At 74.8% G+C, this 20596-nt stretch carries 11 protein-coding genes; 8 read left to right on the top strand and 3 right to left on the bottom strand.

What is annotated here, in order from left to right:
* Positions 1-155: 155 nt before the first annotated feature.
* The 5 genes from pelF (at position 156) to moeZ (ending at position 6102) form a co-directional block, all read left to right on the top strand.
* Positions 156-1775, top strand: coding sequence for a GT4 family glycosyltransferase PelF (gene pelF, locus OG386_RS16945; RefSeq protein WP_328793278.1), 1620 nt, complete (start codon positions 156-158; stop codon positions 1773-1775).
* A 215-nt stretch (positions 1776-1990) separates the two neighbouring features.
* Positions 1991-2950 (top strand): hypothetical protein, encoded by a 960-nt coding sequence (locus OG386_RS16940; RefSeq protein ID WP_328788847.1) that lies wholly within the window; start codon positions 1991-1993, stop codon positions 2948-2950.
* Between the two features lie 135 nt (positions 2951-3085).
* Complete coding sequence (locus OG386_RS16935) at positions 3086-4096, top strand: NAD-dependent epimerase/dehydratase (RefSeq protein ID WP_328788846.1); 1011 nt, start codon at positions 3086-3088, stop codon at positions 4094-4096.
* Positions 4084-4839 carry a spherulation-specific family 4 protein gene (locus OG386_RS16930; RefSeq protein WP_266604660.1) on the top strand — a complete coding sequence of 252 codons (756 nt, stop codon included), beginning with the start codon at positions 4084-4086 and terminating at the stop codon, positions 4837-4839. The genes OG386_RS16935 and OG386_RS16930 overlap by 13 nt, the downstream gene beginning before the upstream one ends.
* Positions 4840-4923: 84 nt before the next feature.
* On the top strand, positions 4924-6102 hold the full coding sequence (moeZ, locus tag OG386_RS16925) for an adenylyltransferase/sulfurtransferase MoeZ (RefSeq protein WP_150259112.1): 1179 nt from the start codon (positions 4924-4926) through the stop codon (positions 6100-6102).
* An 82-nt stretch (positions 6103-6184) separates the two neighbouring features.
* Here moeZ and OG386_RS16920 read toward each other — a convergent pair whose 3' ends face one another.
* The 3 genes from OG386_RS16920 to OG386_RS16910 all read right to left on the bottom strand — a co-directional run bounded on the left by OG386_RS16920 (position 6185) and on the right by OG386_RS16910 (position 12039).
* Positions 6185-7777: an alpha/beta hydrolase gene (locus tag OG386_RS16920; protein ID WP_328788845.1), complete on the bottom strand. Its 1593-nt coding sequence runs from the start codon at positions 7775-7777 to the stop codon at positions 6185-6187.
* 81 nt (positions 7778-7858) lie between these two features.
* Positions 7859-9121 (bottom strand): SUKH-4 family immunity protein, encoded by a 1263-nt coding sequence (locus tag OG386_RS16915; RefSeq protein ID WP_328788844.1) that lies wholly within the window; start codon positions 9119-9121, stop codon positions 7859-7861.
* A gap of 95 nt (positions 9122-9216) precedes the next feature.
* Entirely contained in the window at positions 9217-12039 is a 2823-nt protein-coding gene (locus OG386_RS16910) for a lysylphosphatidylglycerol synthase transmembrane domain-containing protein (protein WP_405788633.1), read from the bottom strand.
* 167 nt (positions 12040-12206) lie between these two features.
* On the opposite strand from OG386_RS16910, the gene OG386_RS16905 reads away from it, so the two are divergent.
* From OG386_RS16905 to OG386_RS16895, 3 genes are all read left to right on the top strand, one after another.
* A complete protein-coding gene (locus tag OG386_RS16905; protein ID WP_328788842.1) occupies positions 12207-12557 on the top strand; it encodes an MGMT family protein in 351 nt (116 codons plus the stop codon).
* 258 nt (positions 12558-12815) lie between these two features.
* Positions 12816-16541: a UvrD-helicase domain-containing protein gene (locus OG386_RS16900; RefSeq protein ID WP_405790798.1), complete on the top strand. Its 3726-nt coding sequence runs from the start codon at positions 12816-12818 to the stop codon at positions 16539-16541.
* A 79-nt stretch (positions 16542-16620) separates the two neighbouring features.
* Positions 16621-20595 (top strand): UvrD-helicase domain-containing protein, encoded by a 3975-nt coding sequence (locus OG386_RS16895; RefSeq protein ID WP_328788840.1) that lies wholly within the window; start codon positions 16621-16623, stop codon positions 20593-20595.
* Position 20596 lies beyond the last annotated feature (1 nt).

Below are 20596 nucleotides of genomic sequence, written 5' to 3'. Positions count from 1 at the left end.
CGCGAACCGTACGGGAAAGTTACGACTCTTCACCCCTTCCGGTGGCGCGACGGACAACCGTCCGTCGCGCCTTCGGCATATCCGCTTGAGTTCTCCCGCAGCGGGTCGCCTGACCGAACGGCGACCGCCTGAACGGGAGATCGGGGGTGCGACTCGTGCGGATCGGACTGCTCACCGAAGGTGGTTATCCGTATGCGACGGGAGAGGCGAGGCTGTGGTGCGACCGGCTCGTGCGCGGTCTCCCGCAGCACGAGTTCGAGATCTACGCACTGAGCCGCAGCGCCGAGCAGGAACGCGCCCGGGTGCCACTGCCCGAGCACGTCACCCGGGTCCGGACGGCCCCTCTGTGGGCCCCCGCCGACGACGGGCGGACCTACTCCCGGCGGGAGCGCCGACGGTTCGTGGACTGCTTCGAGGAGCTGGTCCACGGGATCTGCGCCGGTGCGGAGCAGCCCTTCGCGACCGGGCTGTACGGGCTCGCCGGACTCGCCCGCGAACAGGGCGGGATGTACGCGGCCCTGCGCTCCGAGTCCGCGGTGCGGGCCCTGGAGTCCGCCTGCCGGGCGCCGGGCACCGCACGCACCGTACGGGCCGCGCAGGTGGCCGACCTGCTGGAGTTCGTGGACGAACTGGAAGTCATGCTAAGGCCGTTGTCCCTGGGCTGGTACGGGGAGAACGGCCAGGCCGGGGGCAGTCTCGGCGAGGTCGACATCTGTCACGCGGCCGCGGGCGGCGTGGCCGCGCTCCCCGGACTCCTGGCCAAACGCTTCTTCGGGGTCCCGCTGCTGGTCACCGAGTACGGGGTCCAGCTCCGGGCCCACTACCTGGCCCAGCTCGACACCCGCGGCGGGCCGGAGACCCGTCCCGCCGTACGGGCCCTGCTCGCGGCCTTCCAGCTACGACTGGCCACCGAGATCTACGCCCGGGCCGACTTCCTGACCCCCGGGAACGCGCACGCCCGGCGCTGGCAGGAGCGGTGCGGGGCCACCCGGGAGCGCCTGCGGACCGTCTACCCGGGGATGGAGGCGGACCGATTCGCCACCGTCGGCGAGGCCGCTGACCTCGGGGACCCCGACACCCTGGTGTGGGTCGGCCGGATGGAGCCCGCCAAGGACCTCATCGCCCTGCTGCACGCCTTCGCCGAGGTCCGCCGCGCCGCGCCCGGCACCCGGCTGCGGATCTTCGCCACGGCCACGGTCCCGGACTACCTCGCCGACTGCCGCTCCTTGGCCGCCCAGCTCTTCCCCGACGAGGCCGTCGACTCGGTCACGGTCGGGGAGAACCCGGTCACCTTCGAGGAGATCGGCGGACCCGAAGTCCCCACCGCGGCCGAGGCGTACGGCGCCGGGCGCGTCGTCGTCCTGTCCTCCGTGATCGAGGGCTTCCCGGTCACCCTCGCCGAGGCGATGCTCTGCGGGCGCGCCACCGTCTCCACCGACGTGGGCGCGGTCTGCGAGGTCATCGGGGGCACCGGGCTCGTCGTCCCGCCGCGCAATCCGCGGGCGCTCGCCGAAGCCTGCCTGTCCCTGCTGCAGGACCCCGAGCGGGCGCAGCGGCTCGGCGCCGCCGGCCGGGCGCGGGCCCTGGAGCTCTTCACCGTCGAGCAGAACGTGGCCGCCTTCCAGGAGATCTACCTGCGGTTGCTGGCCAAGGGCTCCGCGCGGCCGGACGACGAGATCCCCTTCGCCCGGCCCCCGGAGGCCCGGGTGCCCGGTCACTGGACCAGCCCGACGTGGGCTCCCGCCCCGGAGCCGTCCCCGGAGGCCGCCGTATGACCACCATCGACCCCGAGATCGCGGCCCCGCCACATTCAGCCCTGCCCGTACCTTCGGCCCCGCCGGCGTTTGAGGCGCGGGGTCCGGGGCGGAGCCCCGGCAGCGGTGCCGCAGGTGCGGTGCCGCCCTCCGGTGCACGGTCCGGCGCGGCGCCGTTACCGGGAGCGCTGCCCCCGGACCCCCGCGCCTCAAACTCCCCCAGCTACCGCTGGGAGGTGCCCCCTGGCGAGGCTGGATTTGCCCCCGGCGAGGCTGGGAGTGGCCATGGCGAAGCCGAAAGGGAGGGGCCCGGCGGCCGGGGCGGCGGACCGGCCGCGGGGCCGGCTCGGCGCCGGGCCGGCGGGGATCCCGTCAAGGCCCTGCTGCACCGGCACCGGGAGCTGTGCGAGCGCGCCGTGGACCCGCTGGAGATCGCCGCCGGGCTGGAAGCCCACGGCATCACCGACCGCACCGCCGCACGGTTCCGGCACCGGGACGTCTTCTCGCTCGCCGAGGAGCTGTACGCGCGCAGCCCCCACGAGGAGGTCGCCGCCGCCGCGCCGGCCCTGGTCCCGGCGGGCCCCGCTGCGTTCCGCGGCTTCGGCTACGCGCTGCTGCCCGCCGCCCTCGCCTGCGCCGCGGCCGCTGCCGGGCAGGCGTGGGCCGGGGCCGCCGCGGTGGTCGCCGTCGCCACCGCCCTGGTGTGGCCGGGGCGGCCCGGCGGGGGCCGCTTCCCCTACGTAGCGCACGTGTTGGCCGCGGCCGTCGCCGGTTGGGCCGTGTACCGGCACGGCACCGCCCTCGCCGTCGGCCTCGCGCTGGCCGTCGTCCCCGGGCACCTGGTCGCCGTCGCCTTCGCCGCCGGGGCGCGGGCCCGGCTCGACGGGAGCCGCACCCTGGAGGACTTCACGGACCGGGCGCGTCCGCTCCTGCTGGCGGCCGTCGCCCTGTTCACCGGGGCCGCCGCCGCGGCCGCCGTGCTCGCCGGAACGCCGCTCCCGGTGGCCGTGCCCCTCGCCCTGCTGCTCTTCCTGACCCGGCTCCTGCTGCGGCACGGAGCCCACCGCGCGCCCGTCGGCGCGGCCCTCGCCCTCGCCCTGGTCCCCGTCCCGGCGGCGCCCCTCGCCGCCGCGGCCGGACTCCTCGTACACGCCGTGCTCGCCCTGGCCCGCGCCTCCGCACATGCGCGGCCCTGACGTCCCCGGGACGTCCCCAGACCTTCGGAGCCGACGCCGAAGCGCTCTACCCGTACCCCGCCCCACCCATCCGTCCGTCCGTCCGCAAGGAGACACAGACATGACCGGCCAGCCAACCAATCAGGGGGTCACGCGATGAGGGTGCTGCTGATCGGAGCCAACGGATACCTCGGCCGCTACGTCGCCGACCGGCTGCTCGCCGACCCCGCCGTCCAGCTCACCGCGCTCGGCCGCGGCGACGACGCCGACGTCCGCTTCGACCTCGCCACCGGCAGCCCCGGCGCGCTCACCCGCTTCCTCGACGCCGTCCACCCGGGCGTCGTCATCAACTGCGCCGGAGCGACCCGGGGCGGGGCCCGGGAACTCACCCGGCACAACACCGTCGCCGTCGCGACGATCTGCGAGTCGCTGCGCCGCAGCGGCTGCGGGGCCCGGCTGGTGCAGCTCGGCTGCGCCGCCGAGTACGGGCCCAGTCAGCCCGGATCGTCCACGGCCGAGGACGCCGTCCCGAGACCCGGTGGACCGTACGGGGTGAGCAAACTGGCCGCCACCGAGCTGGTCCTGGGCTCCGGACTCGACGCCGTCGTCCTGCGGATCTTCTCGCCCGTCGGCCCCGGCACCCCCGCCGGATCCCCGCTCGGCCGGCTCGCCGAGGCCATGCGCCGCGCGATGCAGGCGGGCGACGGCGAGCTGAAGCTCAGCGGGCTCGGCGTGCAGCGCGACTTCGTGGACGTACGGGACGTGGCGCGGGCCGTGCACGCCGCCTCGCTGTCCGCCGCCCAGGGCGTGGTCAACATCGGCACCGGCCGCGCGGTCCGGCTGCGCGACGCGGCCGCGGTCCTCGCCCGGGTCGCCGGGTACGGGGGCGCCCTGCACGAGTTGGACGTCCCGCACGGCGGACCCCAGCAGGGGCACGGGTACCCCGGCCGCCCGGCCGGACTCGCCGCCATCGGCTCGCCCCGCTCCGAGGCCACCACCGAGCAGATGACTGCCGCGGCCCCCCAGCAGGCCCCCTACCCGGACGGCTGCGGGGCCTGGCAGCAGGCGGATGTCCGTACGGCACGCGACCGGCTCGGCTGGCGGCCCCGGATCAACCTGGAGGAATCACTCGCGGACATCTGGATGGAGGCGGCGTGCCGCATCTGACGACGCCGCCCGGGGCCGTGACCGCCGCCGCGACCGGGGCCGGCCGCCTCGGCCTCGGCATCCCCGGCTACGCGCACCCGCTGCTCGCCCCCGTCGAGTGGGCCGAGCTGACCCGCCCCGGCACCCCGCTGCACTGGGCCGTGCTGAACGTGGCGGACGGCCCGGGCGGGCGGCCCGATCCGCACTGCACGGAAGCGGCCGCGAAGCTGCGCCGCGCGGGCGGCATGATCCTCGGGCATCTCGCGATGAGAGACGGAGCACGGTCCTTCGGGGAGCTGGTCTCCGATGCCCACCGCTTCCGCGACTGGTACGGGGTCGGCGGCTTCTACCTGGCCGGGACCCCGGCCGGCAAGGCGGAGTTCGCCTCGGTGAGCCGGGTCGTGGACACCCTGCGGGGCCTCGGCGAGGACCTGCGGATCGTGCTCGGGCACGGCACGCACCCGTACGAGGGCTATGCGGAAGCCGCCGACCAGCTGGTCACCTTCTCCGGGGCCTGGTCCGACTACCGCTGGTCGCAGGTGGCCGAGTGGACCGCGGACCATCCGGCGGAGCGCTTCTGCCACCTCGTCCACGGGGTGCCGCGGGCGCATCTGGAGGAGGCGATGAGGATCGCCCGCTGGCAGGGGGCGGGCACGATCTGGTTCACCGACCGGCTCGGGACGCGCGGCAGCGACCCCTGGGCCTCCATGCCCGCGTACTGGGACGAAATCGTCTCAAGGGTCGGGACAGGTGTCTTGGAATGAAGACGGGCGTGGCAGTGTTACTGGGAGAACAACCATCAGTTTGCTCCCTGCACCTGCGGGGATGCTCCCATCTTCGGAGTGCCCGTGTCGCTGCCACCGCTGGTCGAGCCAGCAGCTGAGCTCACCGTTGACGAGGTCCGTCGGTATTCGCGGCACCTGATCATCCCGGACGTCGGGATGGACGGCCAGAAGCGCCTGAAGAACGCCAAGGTGCTGGCCGTGGGTGCCGGCGGTCTCGGTTCGCCCGCCCTCATGTACCTGGCCGCGGCCGGCGTCGGCACGCTGGGCATCGTGGAGTTCGACGAGGTCGACGAGTCGAACCTGCAGCGCCAGATCATCCACAGCCAGGCGGACATCGGCCGTTCCAAGGCCGAGTCGGCCCGCGACAGCGTGCTGGGCATCAACCCGTACGTGAACGTGGTCCTTCACGAAGAGCGGCTCGAAGCCGAGAACGTGATGGAGATCTTCAGCCAGTACGACCTCATCGTCGACGGCACGGACAACTTCGCCACGCGCTACCTGGTGAACGACGCCTGCGTGCTGCTGAACAAGCCGTACGTGTGGGGCTCGATCTACCGCTTCGACGGCCAGGCCTCGGTCTTCTGGTCCGAGCACGGCCCCTGCTACCGCTGCCTCTACCCGGAGCCCCCGCCGCCGGGCATGGTCCCGAGCTGCGCCGAGGGCGGCGTGCTGGGCGTGCTCTGCGCGTCCATCGGGTCGATCCAGGTCACCGAGGCCATCAAGGTCCTCACGGGTGTCGGCGAGCCGCTGGTCGGCCGCCTGATGATCTACGACGCCCTGGAGATGCAGTACCGCCAGGTCAAGGTCCGCAAGGACCCCGACTGCGCGGTCTGCGGTCCGAACGCGACCGTCACCGAGCTCATCGACTACGAGGCCTTCTGCGGCGTCGTGTCGGAGGAGGCCCAGGAGGCGGCCGCCGGTTCGACGATCACTCCCAAGCAGCTCAAGGAGTGGATCGACACCGACGAGCCCATCGAGATCATCGACGTCCGCGAGGTCAACGAGTACGAGATCGTCTCGATCCCCGGCGCGAAGCTGATCCCCAAGGGCGAGTTCCTGATGGGCACCGCCCTCCAGGACCTGCCGCAGGACAAGCGCATCGTCCTGCACTGCAAGACGGGTGTCCGCAGTGCGGAAGTCCTCGCGGTCCTGAAGTCCGCGGGCTTCGCGGACGCGGTGCACGTCGGCGGCGGCGTGATCGGCTGGGTCCACCAGATCGAGCCCGAGAAGCCGGTCTACTAGACCGGTCCATCAGCAGTGGCCCGGAGGGGCCGTATCCCGCGATCGGGGTACGGCCCCTCCGGCGTTCGTCCCGCGGACCGGATCAGGCGGCCGACGACTCCGGCGCCTCGGGCGGCGGCGTCGGGTTCGGAGCCGCGGTGCAGACGGTGCCCTCGGCCGGCGTCTTCCCGTCCAGCAGGTAGCCGTTGACCGCCTTCTGCACGCACGGGTCGCCGCTGTTGTACGCGCCGTGCCCCTCGCCCTTGTAGGTGAGCTCCACGCCCACGCCCGGGCCGAGCCGCTCCACCATGTTGCGGGCGCCCTCGTACGGGGTGGCCGGGTCGCCGGTGTTGCCGATCACCAGGATCGGGTCGGCGCCCGGCGCCGAGACGTCGGGGGTCTCCCAAGTGCCGGGGACCGGCCAGCCGGTGCACGTCAGCATGCCCCAGCCGAGGAGGTCCCCGAAGACCGGCGAGGCGGCACGGAACTCCGCCAGCTTGGCCTTCGTCTGCTCCAGGGTGTAGCGCTCCTTGTCGTCCACACAGTTGATGGCGGTGTTGGCTGCACCGATGTTGCTGTAACGCCCTTGCTGGTCACGGCCGTTGAGCGCATCGGACAGGGCCATCAGCAACTGCCCCTGGCCGCCCTCCGCCTCGTCGAGGCCCTGTTCCAGCAGCGGCCACAGCTCCTTCGAGTACAGGGCCTGCGCGATGCCGTTGGTCGCCTGGGTCTCGGTGAGCATCCGGTCCCCGATGCCCGGGATCGGCTTGGCGGCCAGCGCCTTCTGCAGCTTGATGATGTCGGCCTCGATCTCCTTGGGCGTGCTGCCCCGGAGCCGGCACTCGTCGCCGCGGTCCACGCAGTCCTGGGCGAAGTTGCCGAGCGCGAGTTGGAAGCCCTTGGCCTGTCCCAGGGCGCTCTGCTCGGCGGTCTTGGTGGGGTCCACGACGGCGTCGAAGACGGCCCGGCCGACGTTCTTGGGGAAGAGGTGGGCGTAGACCCCGCCGAGCTCGGTGCCGTAGGAGATGCCGAAGTAGTTCAGCTTCTCGTCGCCGAGGGCCTGGCGGATGCGGTCCAGGTCGCGGGCGGCGTTCTCGGTGCCGACGCGGGGGAGCAGCGCGGCGGAGTTCTTCTCGCAGGCCTCCTGGTACGTGCGGATGTTCTCGACGAAGGCCTTCTCCTCCTCCGGGGTCTCGGGGGAGGAGTCCTCGCTGAAGTACTGGTCCAACTGCTTGTCGTTCTCGCACAGGACCGGATCGCTGCCGCCCACCCCGCGCGGGTCGAAGCTCACCAGGTCGTACCGGGCGCGCAGGGCCTCGTACTCCTTCGCGGCGCCCGGCAGCGTACTGATGCCCGAGCCGCCGGGGCCGCCGAAGTTGAAGACCAGTGAGCCCAGCCGGTTCTTCTGGTCCCGCGCCTTGGCCCGGATCAAGGCGATCGGGATCGTCTCGCCCTCGGGCTTCGCGTAGTCGAGCGGGACGTCGAGGGTGGCGCACTGCCAGTCCTTGGGCGGGGCCTGGCCACCGCCCTGGGCGGCGGTCGGGGCCTCGCAGTCGCCCCATTTCAGCGGCTTGACCTCCGGGGTGCCGTCGGCCGTCGTCTTCTTCCCGTCGCCGTCTGACGAGCAGGCGGCCGTGGCGAGCAGCCCGGCGGCGAGCGTGGCGGCGGCGGTGACCCGCCAGGCGTGTGTCGGCATGTCCCCATCCTGTGGGCCCCGCGGTGACCCCGCCCGTGCGCTGACCCGAACGGGGGGCGGGCCGGCCCGCCCGCCCTCCCCTCAGTAGCCGTACACGCTCAGCTCGGTGATCGCGGCGAACAGGTGCTCCCAGGTCTCGGCGGAGGGCGAGCCGTCGGCCAGCGCCCCGGGATCCAGGGCTTCCATCGCCTCGCCGAAGGCTCCGATGCCGTCCTCGGCCGGGTACGAGGACCAGCAGGCGCCCATGTACCGGCGCACGCCGTCGAGGAGCCCCACGAAGGTCGCCACGTCCCGGGCCAGCGGGATGACCGACTCCTGGTACATGTGGACCGCTCCGGTGACGCGGTGGACGCCCACCAGGCCCGGGTCCGTGTACCCGAAGTCGAAGGTCCCGAGGTGCAGGAGGTCGTCGTCGCCGGCCTCCGGTGCCTGCGCGGTCAGCGGCCGCAGCAACTGCGGGGCGGCCTCGAACGAGCTGACGCCCGCGGCCCAGTGGCGCGGCAGCCCCACCCCGCTCAGGAACTCCCGGGTGCCCGGGTGCTCCAGCGCGTCCGGGAGCCCGTCGCCGGGGACGCGGGTGACCCACGCGTCGCCGAAGGTCCGGGCGAGCCCGGCCGCGGTGAGCGGACCGGAGCCGCGCGTGCCCGGGCGGAACCACGGAGCGTCCTCGGCGGACGCCCAGGACGAGGAGTCGGCGGCGCCCCGGGGCCAGTCGGCGAGCGCCGCGGCGTTCCCCTCCACCACCACGATCCCGCGCGCCTCCGCGTACAGGTAGCGGCCGGCGCCGAGCGGAACCGGTTCCTCCCAGGTGCCGGGGCAGTTCAGCGCCCAGCCCTCCTCGTCAGCGTCGAACAGCCAAGGGCCGTCCGGCTCCTCCGCGTCCCGCTCCACGGCCTCACCGTCGGCCGGTGCGGGAAGCCGGCGTCCCGTTTCCAGGTCGAACCAGGCGTCCTCGCACCACAGGGCCCACACCTTCACGGCCGCCGCGCCCCCGGCGAGGTCGTACACCTCGGCGGTGTGGTCCCCGCTGAGGTTCGGCTCCGCTTCGTAGGCGCCGACGGGCCGCCACCAGGCCCACACCGTCCGCCAGGGCAGTTCCGGTTCGGCCGCGGCGACGCGGGCGGCGTAGTCGTGGTGCCCGAGCACGGTCGCGGCGAAGTGCAGCCAGGAGGCGAACTCCGCCCGCCCCACCTCGGCCCGTCCGAAGACGGCCTCGGCCTGCGCGAACACCTCCCGCCCGATGCCCCCTTCACCCGCGGCCCCGCCCCGCAGGGCCACCCGGTCCGCGCGCAGCACCGCGGCCGGATCGTCGAACGGGCAACGGCTGTCCTGGTCTTCGCTCATGGATGCATGCTGCCACCCGCCTCGGACACCGACCCCGCCGGCCGGATCTTCCGGCCACGCCGGCGTTTGAGGCGGGCGCCGACCGGAGCCGGAGGCTAGATGGCTTCCTTGCGGGTCAGGAAGTTGAACGAGATCCACCCCGGCAGCACCGGCAGCCAGAAGGTCATCAGGCGGAACAGCAGCACCGCGGAGATCGCGACCTCCTTCTCCAGCCCCGCCGCGATCAGCCCGAGGGTCAGCGTGGTCTCCACCGCGCCCATACCGCCCGGCGTCGGCGCCGCCGACCCCAGTGCGTTGCCCGCGAGGAACACCACCGCGATGCTCGCGTAGCTGATGGCCTCGCCGCCCCCGAACGCGCGGATCGACGCGTCCAGGCACATCACGAAGCAGCCCGTCAGCAGCAGCATCCCGCCGATGCCGGTCAGCAGCTTCTTCGGCCGCTGGAGCACGTCAAGCATGCGCGGCACCACGCCCGCGAACAGCGCCCGTACCCGCGTCACCACGAACTTCCGCAGGAACGGGACCGCCGTCACCACCAGCACCAGCACGGCCACCGTCAGCAGACCCGCGATGACGGCCCGGGACGGGGTCATCTCCGGGGTCTTCTCGGTTCCGGTCAGATAGCCGAAGGACAGCAGCAGCACGATGTGGCTGGCCAGCCCGAACAACTGGGAGGCGCCCACGCTCGCGACCGCCAGCCCCGGCCGGACCCCCGCCCGCTGGAGGAACCGCGTGTTCAACGCGACGCCGCCGACGGCCGCCGGGGCCACCAACTTCACGAACGACCCGGCCACCTGCGCGACCACGGTCCGTAGGAACGGGACCCGCTCCGGGACGAAGCCCAGCAGGCTCATCGCCGCCGCGAAGTACGTCAGCGCCGAGAAGGCGAGCGCCGCCCCGACCCAGCCCCACTGCGCCTGGCCGATGATCGTCGCGAAGTCGACGTGGGCGAGCTGCGTGAGCAGGAAGTACGCGCCGAACGCGCCCGCGATGAACGAGACCAGCGTGCGCGGCCGGATCCGCTCCAGCCGGGCCGGCTCCACCGGGGCCTGCGGTCGGATGAGCAGCACCTGGTGGCGGATCTGGGTCAGCAGATCCTCCTCGCGGGCCCCGTCCAGCGCATCTTCCAGGGCCTTCTTCTCGGCCTTGCGGTCGGCGGCGGCCGAGGCGGAGACCGGGGTCGCGGAGTCCGCGGACTCCGCCTCCCGCGCCGCCTTCGCCGCCCGCGAGGACTCCAGTACGGCCTCCCGCTGTCGCTCCGCCCGCTCCCGGGCCAGCTTGCGCAGCGTCGCCCGGGTGGAACGGCTCAGCGCGATCGGCTGGAGCAGCGGCAGACAGTCCGCCACCGCGTCCGGGCCGAGCACCGACACGGCCGACGCCACCGCGCGCTCGGCGCCGACCCGCAGGCCGATCGTGGTCAGCAGCTGGGCGATGTCCATCCGCAGGACCAGATCGCCGGCGGCGATCTCGCCGCCGCGCAGGTCGGTCAGGATGACGTTGCCGGAACGATCCACCACAAGGGCGTCCCCGGTGAGCCGGCGGTGTGCGATCCGCCGCGACTGGAGGGCCCGTACCTGCTCCCAGGTGTGGTGGATCAGCTCGTCGGTGATCTCCTCGTCGGCGAGCGCGTCGAGGGCCCGGACGTCCAGGTGCTCGTACACGAGCATCACCGCGTCCGGACCGAGCTCGGAGGTGGCGATCAGCTTCGGCGCGTTCGCCCCGGCCGCGATGGCCGCGTACGCGAGGAGCGCCTCCTGCTCCAGCGCCTGGCGCAGCGACTGCAGGCTGCGCCCGGTGGTGATGCCGCGCAGGGTGAGCCGGCGCCAGACCCGGTAGAAGAAGCCGTGGGCCTGCTGCTCGCGGTCGACGATCGTGACGTCGAGCGGCGGTCCGTCCTCCAGGGTCACGTGGTAGCGGCGCCCCCGGTCGTTGGCCTCGGAGGGCTCGGGGCCCTCGGGCATCTCGGCGCGCATCGCGCTGACCGGCTGGAAGCCGACCCGGCGCAGTCCGGCGAGGAGGTGCTGCCCGGTGGGGCGGACGTTGGGCGAGCCGACGGCGTACAGGGTGCCGTAGGCGACGCTCCAGCCGATCAGCACCGTGAGGATGATCGAGAAGGGGGTGGTGTAGCCGTTGACCAGCATGGCGAAGGCGTTGAGCAGCAGGACCACCCACAGGGCGACGCGCCAGTGGGGCCTGCGGGTCATCCCGACCGCGGTCATGTACGCGATGACGGGCGCGAGGTAGCCGTGCACCGGGTCGGTCAAGGTGCCACCGGCCGCGGGGCGGGTCAGGGCGTCCTGGATCGTTTCGGGGGCGGCCTGCGAGACCCACAGGTCGGTGGCGAGGGTGACGCCGTGCGCGAGGACGGCCGCGAGTACGCCGTCGGCGATGCGCAGCCCGTCGCGTTTGATCAGCCGCTCGATGGCGAAGGCGACGGGCAGCAGCAGCACGGCGATGCTGGAGACCAGCGCGGCGACCTTGATCAGCAGGGCGGGCGCCTGGCCGGTGCCCTTGCTGATGTCCTCCTCCAGACCCACGGTGGTGCCGTGGGCGAAGGCGGCGATGGCGAGGAGGACGGCGATCCCGAGGATGCCGACGAGCAGGCGTACGAGGTCGGACGGCCGGTGCACGCGGGCGGCGAGCAGCGGTTCGTCGACCTCGACCCGGTCGGCGTCCGTGGCGGCGTGACCGTGCGGGCCCTCGGCAGCCGTGCCGGCTCCGGCTTCGGCCGCCTTGGCTTCGCCGGCCTTGGCACTGGCCGCCTTGGCCCTCGCCGCCTTGGCTCCGCCCGGGCGGTCGGTCCGGCCGTCGGGGCGCGGGGGCTCCGGACGGGGCTCCGGGACGGGTTCGGGGCGGGCGGAGCGGCCGTCGTCAGGGCGTGCGCCGTCGTCGGTCGCCGCGCCTTCCGGAGGGCTCACACCCTGCTCCTTCGTCGTCACGTCCGTCTCTTCTTGATCACGTATCACCAGTCACCGCCCGGAAGATGGTGGCACGGACCGACGGGCCAGCGGGGCATCAGGGTGCGCGCCGGTGCGGAAGCGAGACCTCCGCCGGAGCGCGGCCGACGTACTGCACCATGTGCTGAATGAGTGAGGAGCTGCCCGCGTACGCGGAGCGCGTACTGGAGGTGGCCGAGCGTATTCCGCCCGGCCGGGTGATGACGTACGGGGACGTCGCCGAGTGGCTCGGCGAGGGAGGACCGCGCCAGGTCGGGCGTGTCATGGCCCTGTACGGGGGAGCCGTGCCCTGGTGGCGCGTGGTGCGGGCGGACGGCCTGCCGCTGCCCGGCCACGAGGTGCGCGCCCTGGAGCACTACCGGACCGAGGCCACCCCGCTGCGCCTGACGGCGGGCGGCGAGCCGCGGCTGGACATGCGCCGGGCGCGCTGGGACGGGTCCCCCGGACAGGACGGCTCGCGCGACGAGGCTCACACCTGACAGCTTCGGCCATGCGGGGCCCGGACGGGCGATCGGGCGACGGCCCGAACGCCCGTCCGGGGTACTCGGGGGGACTGCGCGGCGTCGGCGGCTTGCCGTAGCGTTGCCACTTCGGCTTCCGCGGCGGCTTCCGCGCGAGCCGTTACGGCAGCACCGCCACACCCCGCAGACCCACCAGGACCGGCACCCCACGTGATCACCTCTTCCTCGGACCGCACCGAACGGCGGCGTACGCGGACCCCCGACGCGTACCGCCTCGTGCGCACCGGGCCGGAACGGGTGGATCCCCCTGTGCTGGACGCAGCGCAGCGCGCGGTGGTTGACCACACCGGGGGACCACTGCTGGTCCTCGCCGGACCGGGCACCGGAAAGACGACCACGCTGGTCGAAGCCGTCACCGCCCGGGTGGAAGCGGGCGCCGACCCCGCCCGGATCCTCATCCTCACCTTCAGCCGCAAGGCGGCGGTGGAACTGCGCGACCGGGCCGCCCTGCGCCTCGGCGGTGCGCGCGCTCCGCAGGCCACCACCTTCCACTCCTTCTGCTACGGACTGGTCCGCGCCCACCAGGACACCGACCTCTTCGCCGACCCGCTGCGGCTGCTGTCCGGCCCCGAGCAGGACGTGATGGTCCGCACCCTCCTCGAGGGCCAGCGCCGGATCCGCTCCATCCGCTGGCCGGACGACCTGCGCGCCGCGCTGACCACGCGCGGGTTCGCCGACGAGGTCCGGGCGGTGCTCGCCCGCGCCCGCGAACTGGGCCTCGGGCCGCAGGCCCTGTCCTCGTTCGCCGACCGCATCGGCCGCCCGGACTGGAAGGCGGCGGCGGCCTTCCTCTCCGAGTACCTCGACGTCCTCGACATGCAGGGCACGCTGGACTACGCGGAACTCCTGCACCGGGCGGTGCTCCTCGCGGAACGCACGCCGGCCCTCGCCTCCGCCTACGACGCGATCTTCGTCGACGAGTACCAGGACACGGACGCCTCGCAGCTGCGGCTGCTGCGCGCCCTCACCGGCCCGGGCGGCACGCTGGTCGCCTTCGGCGACCCCGACCAGTCGATCTACGCCTTCCGCGGTGCGGACATCAACAACGTCCTGGACTTCGGGTCGGCCTTCCCCGGCGCGCGGGTCAAGGCCCTCACCGTCGGCCGCCGCTCCGGCGCGGCCCTCCTGGCGGCCACCCGGCTGCTCACCACCCGGATGCCCGTCCCGCGACTGCCGGTCGAGGCGGTCCGTGCCCACCGGAACCTCGCGCCGGTGCGGGAGGGCGGCCGGGTGGAGGTGTTCACGTACCCGACGGCGGGCGCCGAGCTGGACAACATCGCCGACGTCCTGCGGCGGGCCCACCTGGAGGACGGGGTGCCCTGGCAGGACATGGCCGTCCTGGTCCGCGCGGGCGGCCGCACCCTCCCCGCGATGCGCCGCGCCCTGATTTCGGCGGGGGTACCGGTCGAAACGGACGGCGCGGACACGCCCCTTCGCCACGAACCGGCGGTCTCCCCCCTCCTGACGGCCCTCCGCGTCTCGGCCACCGCGGCCGACCCCGCGCCGTCGGGCCCCGGAACCGACCCGCACGCCGAACCCGCCGCAGCCGACCCGGCGCTGCCGCCCGCCCCGGACACGGCGCACTCCGACGGCCCGACGCCGGCCGACGCCCCCGCCGGCACGTTCCCAGCCGCCGGGTCCGGTCCGCAGGTCCGGGCCGACACGGTCGAGCCCGGAGCGGCCCCCGGGCCGACGCCGGCCGACGCCGGGGGCGGGCCGGGCGCGGGCCTCTCGGGAGGCGCCCCCGACGCCGTCGAGCCCGGCTCGGGGCGCAGCCCCGCCGTGTCCACCGGCCCCGCCGCGCCCGCGGGCGGCCCGGCGCAGGCTGCGGACCCCGGCGGGCCCGACGCCGTCGAGCCCGGCTCGGGGCAGGGCCCCGAAGCCCCCACCGGCTCTGCCGACGCGGTCGGGCCGGGTGCCGGCGACCCCGCCGGAGGCGACCCCGACCCCGACGCCGTCGCAGCGGGCCCGGGCCCGGGGCCGGGCCCCGCGGACCCCGCGGGCGGGGAGCCCGACGCTGCCGAGCCCGGGCAGGGGGCGGCCCCCGAGGGCCCCGCCGACCCCGCCGGAGGCATCGGCGTCGAGGCCGCCCTCACCCTGCTCGCCTCCCCCCTCGGCGGGATGGACGCCGCCGACCTGCGCCGTCTCGGCCGCGCCCTGCGCGACGAGGAGCGGGCCGCCGGCGTCAAGGTGCCCGCGCCCTCCGACGTACTCCTCGCGCGCGCCCTTGCCGAGCCCGAGCGGCTCACCGCCCACGACCCCGCTTACGCCCGTGGCGCCCAGCGCCTCGGACTGCTCCTGCGCAAGGCCCGCGAGCTGCTCCAGGGCGGCGGCACCGCCGAGGAGGCCCTGTGGGTCCTCTGGGACGGCACGCCCTGGCCGCAGCGGCTGGAGCGCAGCGCCCGCCGCGGTGGCGCGGCCGGCCGTAACGCCGACCGCGACCTCGACGCGGTCTGCGCCCTCTTCGACACCGCAGCCCGCGCCGAGGAGCGCACCGGCGGCCGCGGCGCGCTCAACTTCCTCGAACAACTGGAGGCGGAGGACATCGCCGCCGACACGTTGACGGCCCGCGCCACCCGCTCCGACGCCGTCCGGCTGATGACCGCCCACCGCTCCAAGGGACTGGAGTGGTCCCTCGTCGTCGTCGCCGGCGTCCAGGAGGGCCTGTGGCCCGACCTCCGCCGCCGCGGTTCCCTCCTGGAGGCCGACCGCATCGGCCGCGACGGCCTCGCCGAGCCGCTCACCCCCGGCGCCCTGCTCGCCGAGGAGCGCCGGCTCTTCTACGTCGCCGCCACCCGCGCCCGCGACCGCCTCGTCGTCACCGCCGTCAAGGCTCCCGCCGACGACGGTGACCAGCCCTCCCGCTTCCTCAACGAGCTCGGCGTCCCCCCGCGGGACGTCACCGGCCGCCCCCGCCGCCCCCTCGCCGTCGCCGCGCTCGTCGCCGAGCTGCGCGCCACCACCGTCGACCCCGACGCCTCGCCCGCCCTGCGCGACGCGGCCGCCCGCCGCCTCGCCCGCCTCGCCGCGCTCACCGACGACGAGGACCGCCCGCTGGTCCCCGCCGCGCACCCGCAGCGCTGGTGGGGCCTGTACGAGCCCACCCGCAGCAGCGTCCCCCTCCGCGACCGGGACCGGCCCGTCGCCCTGTCCGGCAGCGCCCTGGAGCAGCTCGCCAACACCTGCTCCCTCCAGTGGTTCCTCGGCCGCGAGGTCAAGGCCGACACCCCCTCCACCGCCGCCCAGGGCTTCGGCAACGTCGTCCACGTCCTCGCCGACGAGGTCGCCTCCGGCCGCACCCCCGCCGACCTGGCCGTCCTCATGGAGCGCCTCGACTCGGTGTGGGACGCCCTCGCCTTCGACGCCCCCTGGAAGTCCCGCCAGGAGAAGGACAACGCCCGCGCCGCCCTGGAGCGCTTCCTGCGCTGGCACACCACCGACCGCGGCGGCCGCGCGGCCGTGGCGACGGAGCACGAGTTCGACGTCACGCTCGAAGCCGGTGAGGTCGCCGTGCGCATCCGGGGTTCCATGGACCGGGTCGAATCGGACCCGCAGGGGCGTGCGTACGTCGTCGACTTCAAGACCGGCAAGTCGGCGCCCACCAAGGACGAGGTCGCCCGCCACCCCCAGCTCGCCGTCTACCAGCTCGCCGTGCGCGAGGGCGCCGTCGACGAGGTCTTCGACGGTCTGCGCCCCGCTTCCGGCGGCGCCGAGCTCGTCCAGCTCCGCCAGGGCGCCGCGATCCGCGAGGGCGGCGACGCGGTGCCCAAGGTGCAGGCCCAGGAACCGCTCGACGGCGAGTGGGTCGGCGACCTGCTGGCCACCGCCGCGGGCCGGGTCCTGGACGAGCGGTTCGCGCCCGCCGCGGGCCGCCACTGCGACCACTGCTCCTTCCGCAGCTCGTGCAGCGTCCGCCCGGAGGGCCGCCAGACGGTCGAGTGAGCTGGGCGGTCGGCGGTCGGCGGTCGGCGGTCGGCGCTCGGCGGTCGGGACTGTCGGTGGGGGCGGCTAGCCTTTTTGGGTGCCCGCGCGTCCGCCCGCCCTCTCCGACCCCGAGCAGCTCAAGGAGCTCCTCGGGATCCCCTTCACGCCCGAGCAGATGGCCTGTGTGACCGCCCCGCCCGCCCCGCAGGTCGTCGTCGCGGGTGCCGGCTCCGGCAAGACCACCGTCATGGCCGCCCGCGTCGTCTGGCTCGTCGGTACGGGCGCGGTCGCACCCGAGCAGGTGCTCGGCCTGACCTTCACCAACAAGGCCGCCGGTGAACTGTCCGAGCGCGTGCGCAAGGCCCTCGCGCGGGCCGGCATCACCGACCCGGACCCCTCCCCGGCCGACGCGGACGCGGCCGGCGGCGAGCCCCGCATCTCCACCTACCACGCCTTCGCCGGTCAGCTCCTGAAGGACCACGGGCTGCGCATCGGCCTGGAGCCCAGCTCCCGACTGCTCGCCGACGCCACCCGCTTCCAGCTCGCCGCGAAGGTGCTGCGCGAGGCGCCCGGCCCGTACCCCTCGCTCACCAAATCGGTCCCCGACCTGGTCGGTGACCTCCTCGCGCTCGACGGGGAGCTGTCCGAGCACCTGGTCGAGCCCGAGCAGCTGCGCCTGCACGACACCGCACTGCTCGACGTGCTCGCCGGCACCAAGCTCACCAACGAGGACCTCCGCAAGGTCCCGGAGGCCGTGCGCGGCCGCCTCGAGCTGCTGGAACTGGTCGTCCGCTACCGCGCCGCCAAACGCTCCCGCGACCTCTTCGACTTCAGCGACCAGATAGCCCTCTCCGCGCAGCTCGCCACCACCCGGCCCGAGGTGGGGGCGCTGTTGCGCGAGGAGTTCCGGGTCGTCCTGCTCGACGAGTACCAGGACACCTCCGTCGCACAGCGGCTGCTGCTGTCCGGCCTCTTCGGCGCGGGCTCCGGCCACGCCGTCACCGCCGTCGGCGACCCCTGCCAGGCGATCTACGGTTGGCGCGGGGCCTCCGTCGCCAACCTCGACGACTTCCCGGAGCACTTCCCGCACGCCGACGGGACCCCCGCCACCCGGCTCTCCCTCAGCGAGAACCGGCGCAGCGGCGGCCGCCTGCTGGACCTGGCCAACGGACTCGCCGCCCCGCTGCGCGCCATGCACGAGGGCGTGGAGGCGCTGCGCCCGGCGCCGGGTGCGGAGGCCGCCGGGCAGGTCCGCTGCGCCCTGCTGGAGACCCACGCGCAGGAGCTCGACTGGCTCGCCGACTCCGTCGCCCACCTGGTCCGCACCGGGACGGAGCCGCGGGAGATCGCCGTACTGTGCCGCTCCGCCGGAGACTTCGCGCAGATCCAGGCCGTGCTGGTGGACCGGGACGTGCCCGTCGAGGTCGTCGGCCTCTCCGGGCTGCTGCACCTGCCCGAGGTCGCCGACCTCGTCGCCGTCTGCGAAGTCCTCCAGGACCCGGGCGCCAACGCTTCCCTGGTCCGGCTCCTGATCGGCCCGCGCTGGCGGATCGGCGCGCGCGACCTGGCCCTGCTGGGTCGCCGGGCGCGGCTCCTCGTGAGCCGCGCGCCCGCCGGGTCCGACCCGGACGAACGCCTCGCGGCGGCCGTGGAGGGCGTGGACCCGGCGGAGATCGTGTCGCTGGCCGACGCCCTGGAGACCTTCCTCGACGGCGCCGGACAGGCCCCGGACGACCTCCCCTTCTCGGCGGAGGCGCGGATCCGCTTCGCGCACCTCGCCCAGGAACTGCGCGACCTGCGGCGCTCCCTCGCGGACCCGCTGATGGACGTCCTGCACCGGGTGCTGACCGCCACCGGCCTGGAGGTGGAGCTGTCGGCCTCCCCGCACGCGCTGGCGGCCCGCCGCCGCGAGACGCTGTCGAACTTCATGGACGTGGCGGCCGGGTTCGCCGCCCTCGACGGCGAGGCCACGCTGCTGGCCTTCCTGGCGTTCCTGCGCACGGCCGCCCAGTACGAGAAGGGCCTGGACCACGCGCTGCCCGGCGGCGAGAACACGGTCAAGGTGCTCACCGCCCACAAGTCCAAGGGCCTGGAGTGGGACGTCGTGGTGGTCCCGGACCTGTGCGCGGGTGCCTTCCCGAAGGAGAAGCCGCCGGAGGCCTGGACCTCGTACGCGAAGGTGCTCCCGTACGCGCTGCGCGGCGACGCGCCCACCCTGCCCGGTGACCCGGCCTGGACCTCGGCGGGGCTGAAGGCCTTCAAGGCCGCGCTCAAGGACCACAAGTCGGTGGAGGAGCTCCGCCTCGGCTACGTGACCTTCACGCGGCCGCGCTCCCTGCTGCTGGCCTCGGGCCACTGGTGGGGTCCGAGCCAGAAGAAGCGCCGCGGCCCGTCGCCGTTCCTCGAAGCCCTGTACGAGCACTGCGCGGCCGGTTTCGGCGAGATCGAGGCCTGGGCGGACGAGCCCGACCCCACCGCCGAGAACCCGGCGCTGTCCGGCGAATCCACCGCGGACCACTCCTGGCCCCTCCCGCTCGACCCGTACTCCCTCACCCTGCGCCGCGCGGCGGCCGCTCTGGTGGAGTCCTACCTCGCGGCCCCGCCCCCGGAGGAGGACGAGTACCTCTGGCCCCCGGACTGCGAGGAGCCGTGGCCGGACGAAGCCCCCTGGGAACCGGACCCCGCCGACGGCCCCTGGCCCCAGGACGCCCCGGCCGCCACCCGGCCCGCAGAGCCCACCGCCCCGGCCCCCGCCACCCGGCCCTCGGGCCGAGCCGACGGCCCCGGTACGGCTCCGGCCGGCACGACGCCCGGGACCGCAGCCCGGTCCGGCGGAGCCTGGCCACCCCCGGGCCCTGACGCGGCGCATGCGACGGCGGCCGCGTCCGACGCACCGGACGGCGCCGGCCGGGACTTCGACGACCCTTGGGCGGGCGAAGCCTGGGCACCCCCGGGGACCCGGCACCCCGCCGCCCCGGCCGACACCGCCGGGCCGGACCTCGACGACCCCTGGTCCGGTGAAGCCCGGGCACGCCCGGGGCACGGGCCGGCCGGTGTCTTCGGCCCGGACTTCGACGACCCCTGGGCGGGCGAGGCCTGGGCCGAGGCCATGCCCAGGGGTCGCGCGACCACGCCCGCCCCCCACGGGGCCCGGGGCAGCGCCCCGGTTTCGGGAAGGGGCGGGGCGGGGGCCGAACCCACGCCGGCCACCCCCGCCGCGCCGGACGAGGATCTCTGGGCAGCCGAGGCGGCCCCGCCCGCGGTACGTCCCGTTGCCGGAGGGCGGCCCGGCACGGCAGCGCCCGCCGACCCCACCGCCCCCGCCGGGAGGCACGGCGGCGACCTCGTTCCCGAAGAGGCCCGCGCCGTCGCCTCCTGGGACCGCGATCTCGACGCCCTCGAGGGCGAGCTCCGCCGTGCCCGCGCGGCCGTCCGTGACGTCGAGCTGCCGTCCTCCCTGTCCGCCAGCCAGCTGCTCCGGCTCGCCGCCGACGAGCAGGGCTTCGTGCGCGACCTCGCCCGGCCCATGCCGCGGCCCCCGCAGCCCGCCGCCCGCCAGGGCACCCGGTTCCACGCCTGGGTCGAGTCCCGGTTCGACGAGCTGCCGCTGCCGTTCCTCGACGTCCTCGACCCCGTCGCCGACCTCCCCGGCGCAGGCTCCGACCAGGAGATCGTCGACGAGGCCGACCTCGACTCCCTCAAGGCCGCCTTCGAACGCAGCCCCTACGCGGACCGGCCCCCCCACCGCATGGAGGCCCCGGTCCAGGTCACCCTCGCCGGCCGGGTCGTGCGCGGCCGGATCGACGCCGTCTACCGCAACCCGGACGGCTCGTACGAGATCGTCGACTGGAAGACCGGCCGCACCACCGAGGCCGACCCGCTCCAGCTCGCCGTCTACCGCGTGGCCTGGGCCGAGGCCACGAACACCCCGCTCGACCGGGTCTCCGCCGCCTTCCTGCACGTCCGCAGCGGCCGCGTGATCCGCCCCCGCAACCTCCCGGACCGCGCCCGTCTTGAGCGGATCCTCCAAGGCGAATCGGACCCGGACGGTGACCACCAGGCGGACGGCTAGG

Origin of the sequence: Streptomyces sp. NBC_00273 (assembly GCF_036178145.1) — a bacterium.
Lineage (GTDB): Bacteria > Actinomycetota > Actinomycetes > Streptomycetales > Streptomycetaceae > Streptomyces.
Note: the sequence above shows the minus strand (reverse complement) of the source record. Positions and strands in the feature narration are given on the sequence as shown.

Coding starts and splice junctions, on each gene's coding strand:
- OG386_RS16935 (WP_328788846.1), top strand. CDS start 3,086: ATGAGGGTGCTGCTGATCGGAGCCAACGGATACCTCGGCCGCTACGTC.
- OG386_RS16920 (WP_328788845.1), bottom strand. CDS start 7,777: ATGCCGACACACGCCTGGCGGGTCACCGCCGCCGCCACGCTCGCCGCC.
- OG386_RS16915 (WP_328788844.1), bottom strand. CDS start 9,121: ATGAGCGAAGACCAGGACAGCCGTTGCCCGTTCGACGATCCGGCCGCG.
- OG386_RS16905 (WP_328788842.1), top strand. CDS start 12,207: ATGAGTGAGGAGCTGCCCGCGTACGCGGAGCGCGTACTGGAGGTGGCC.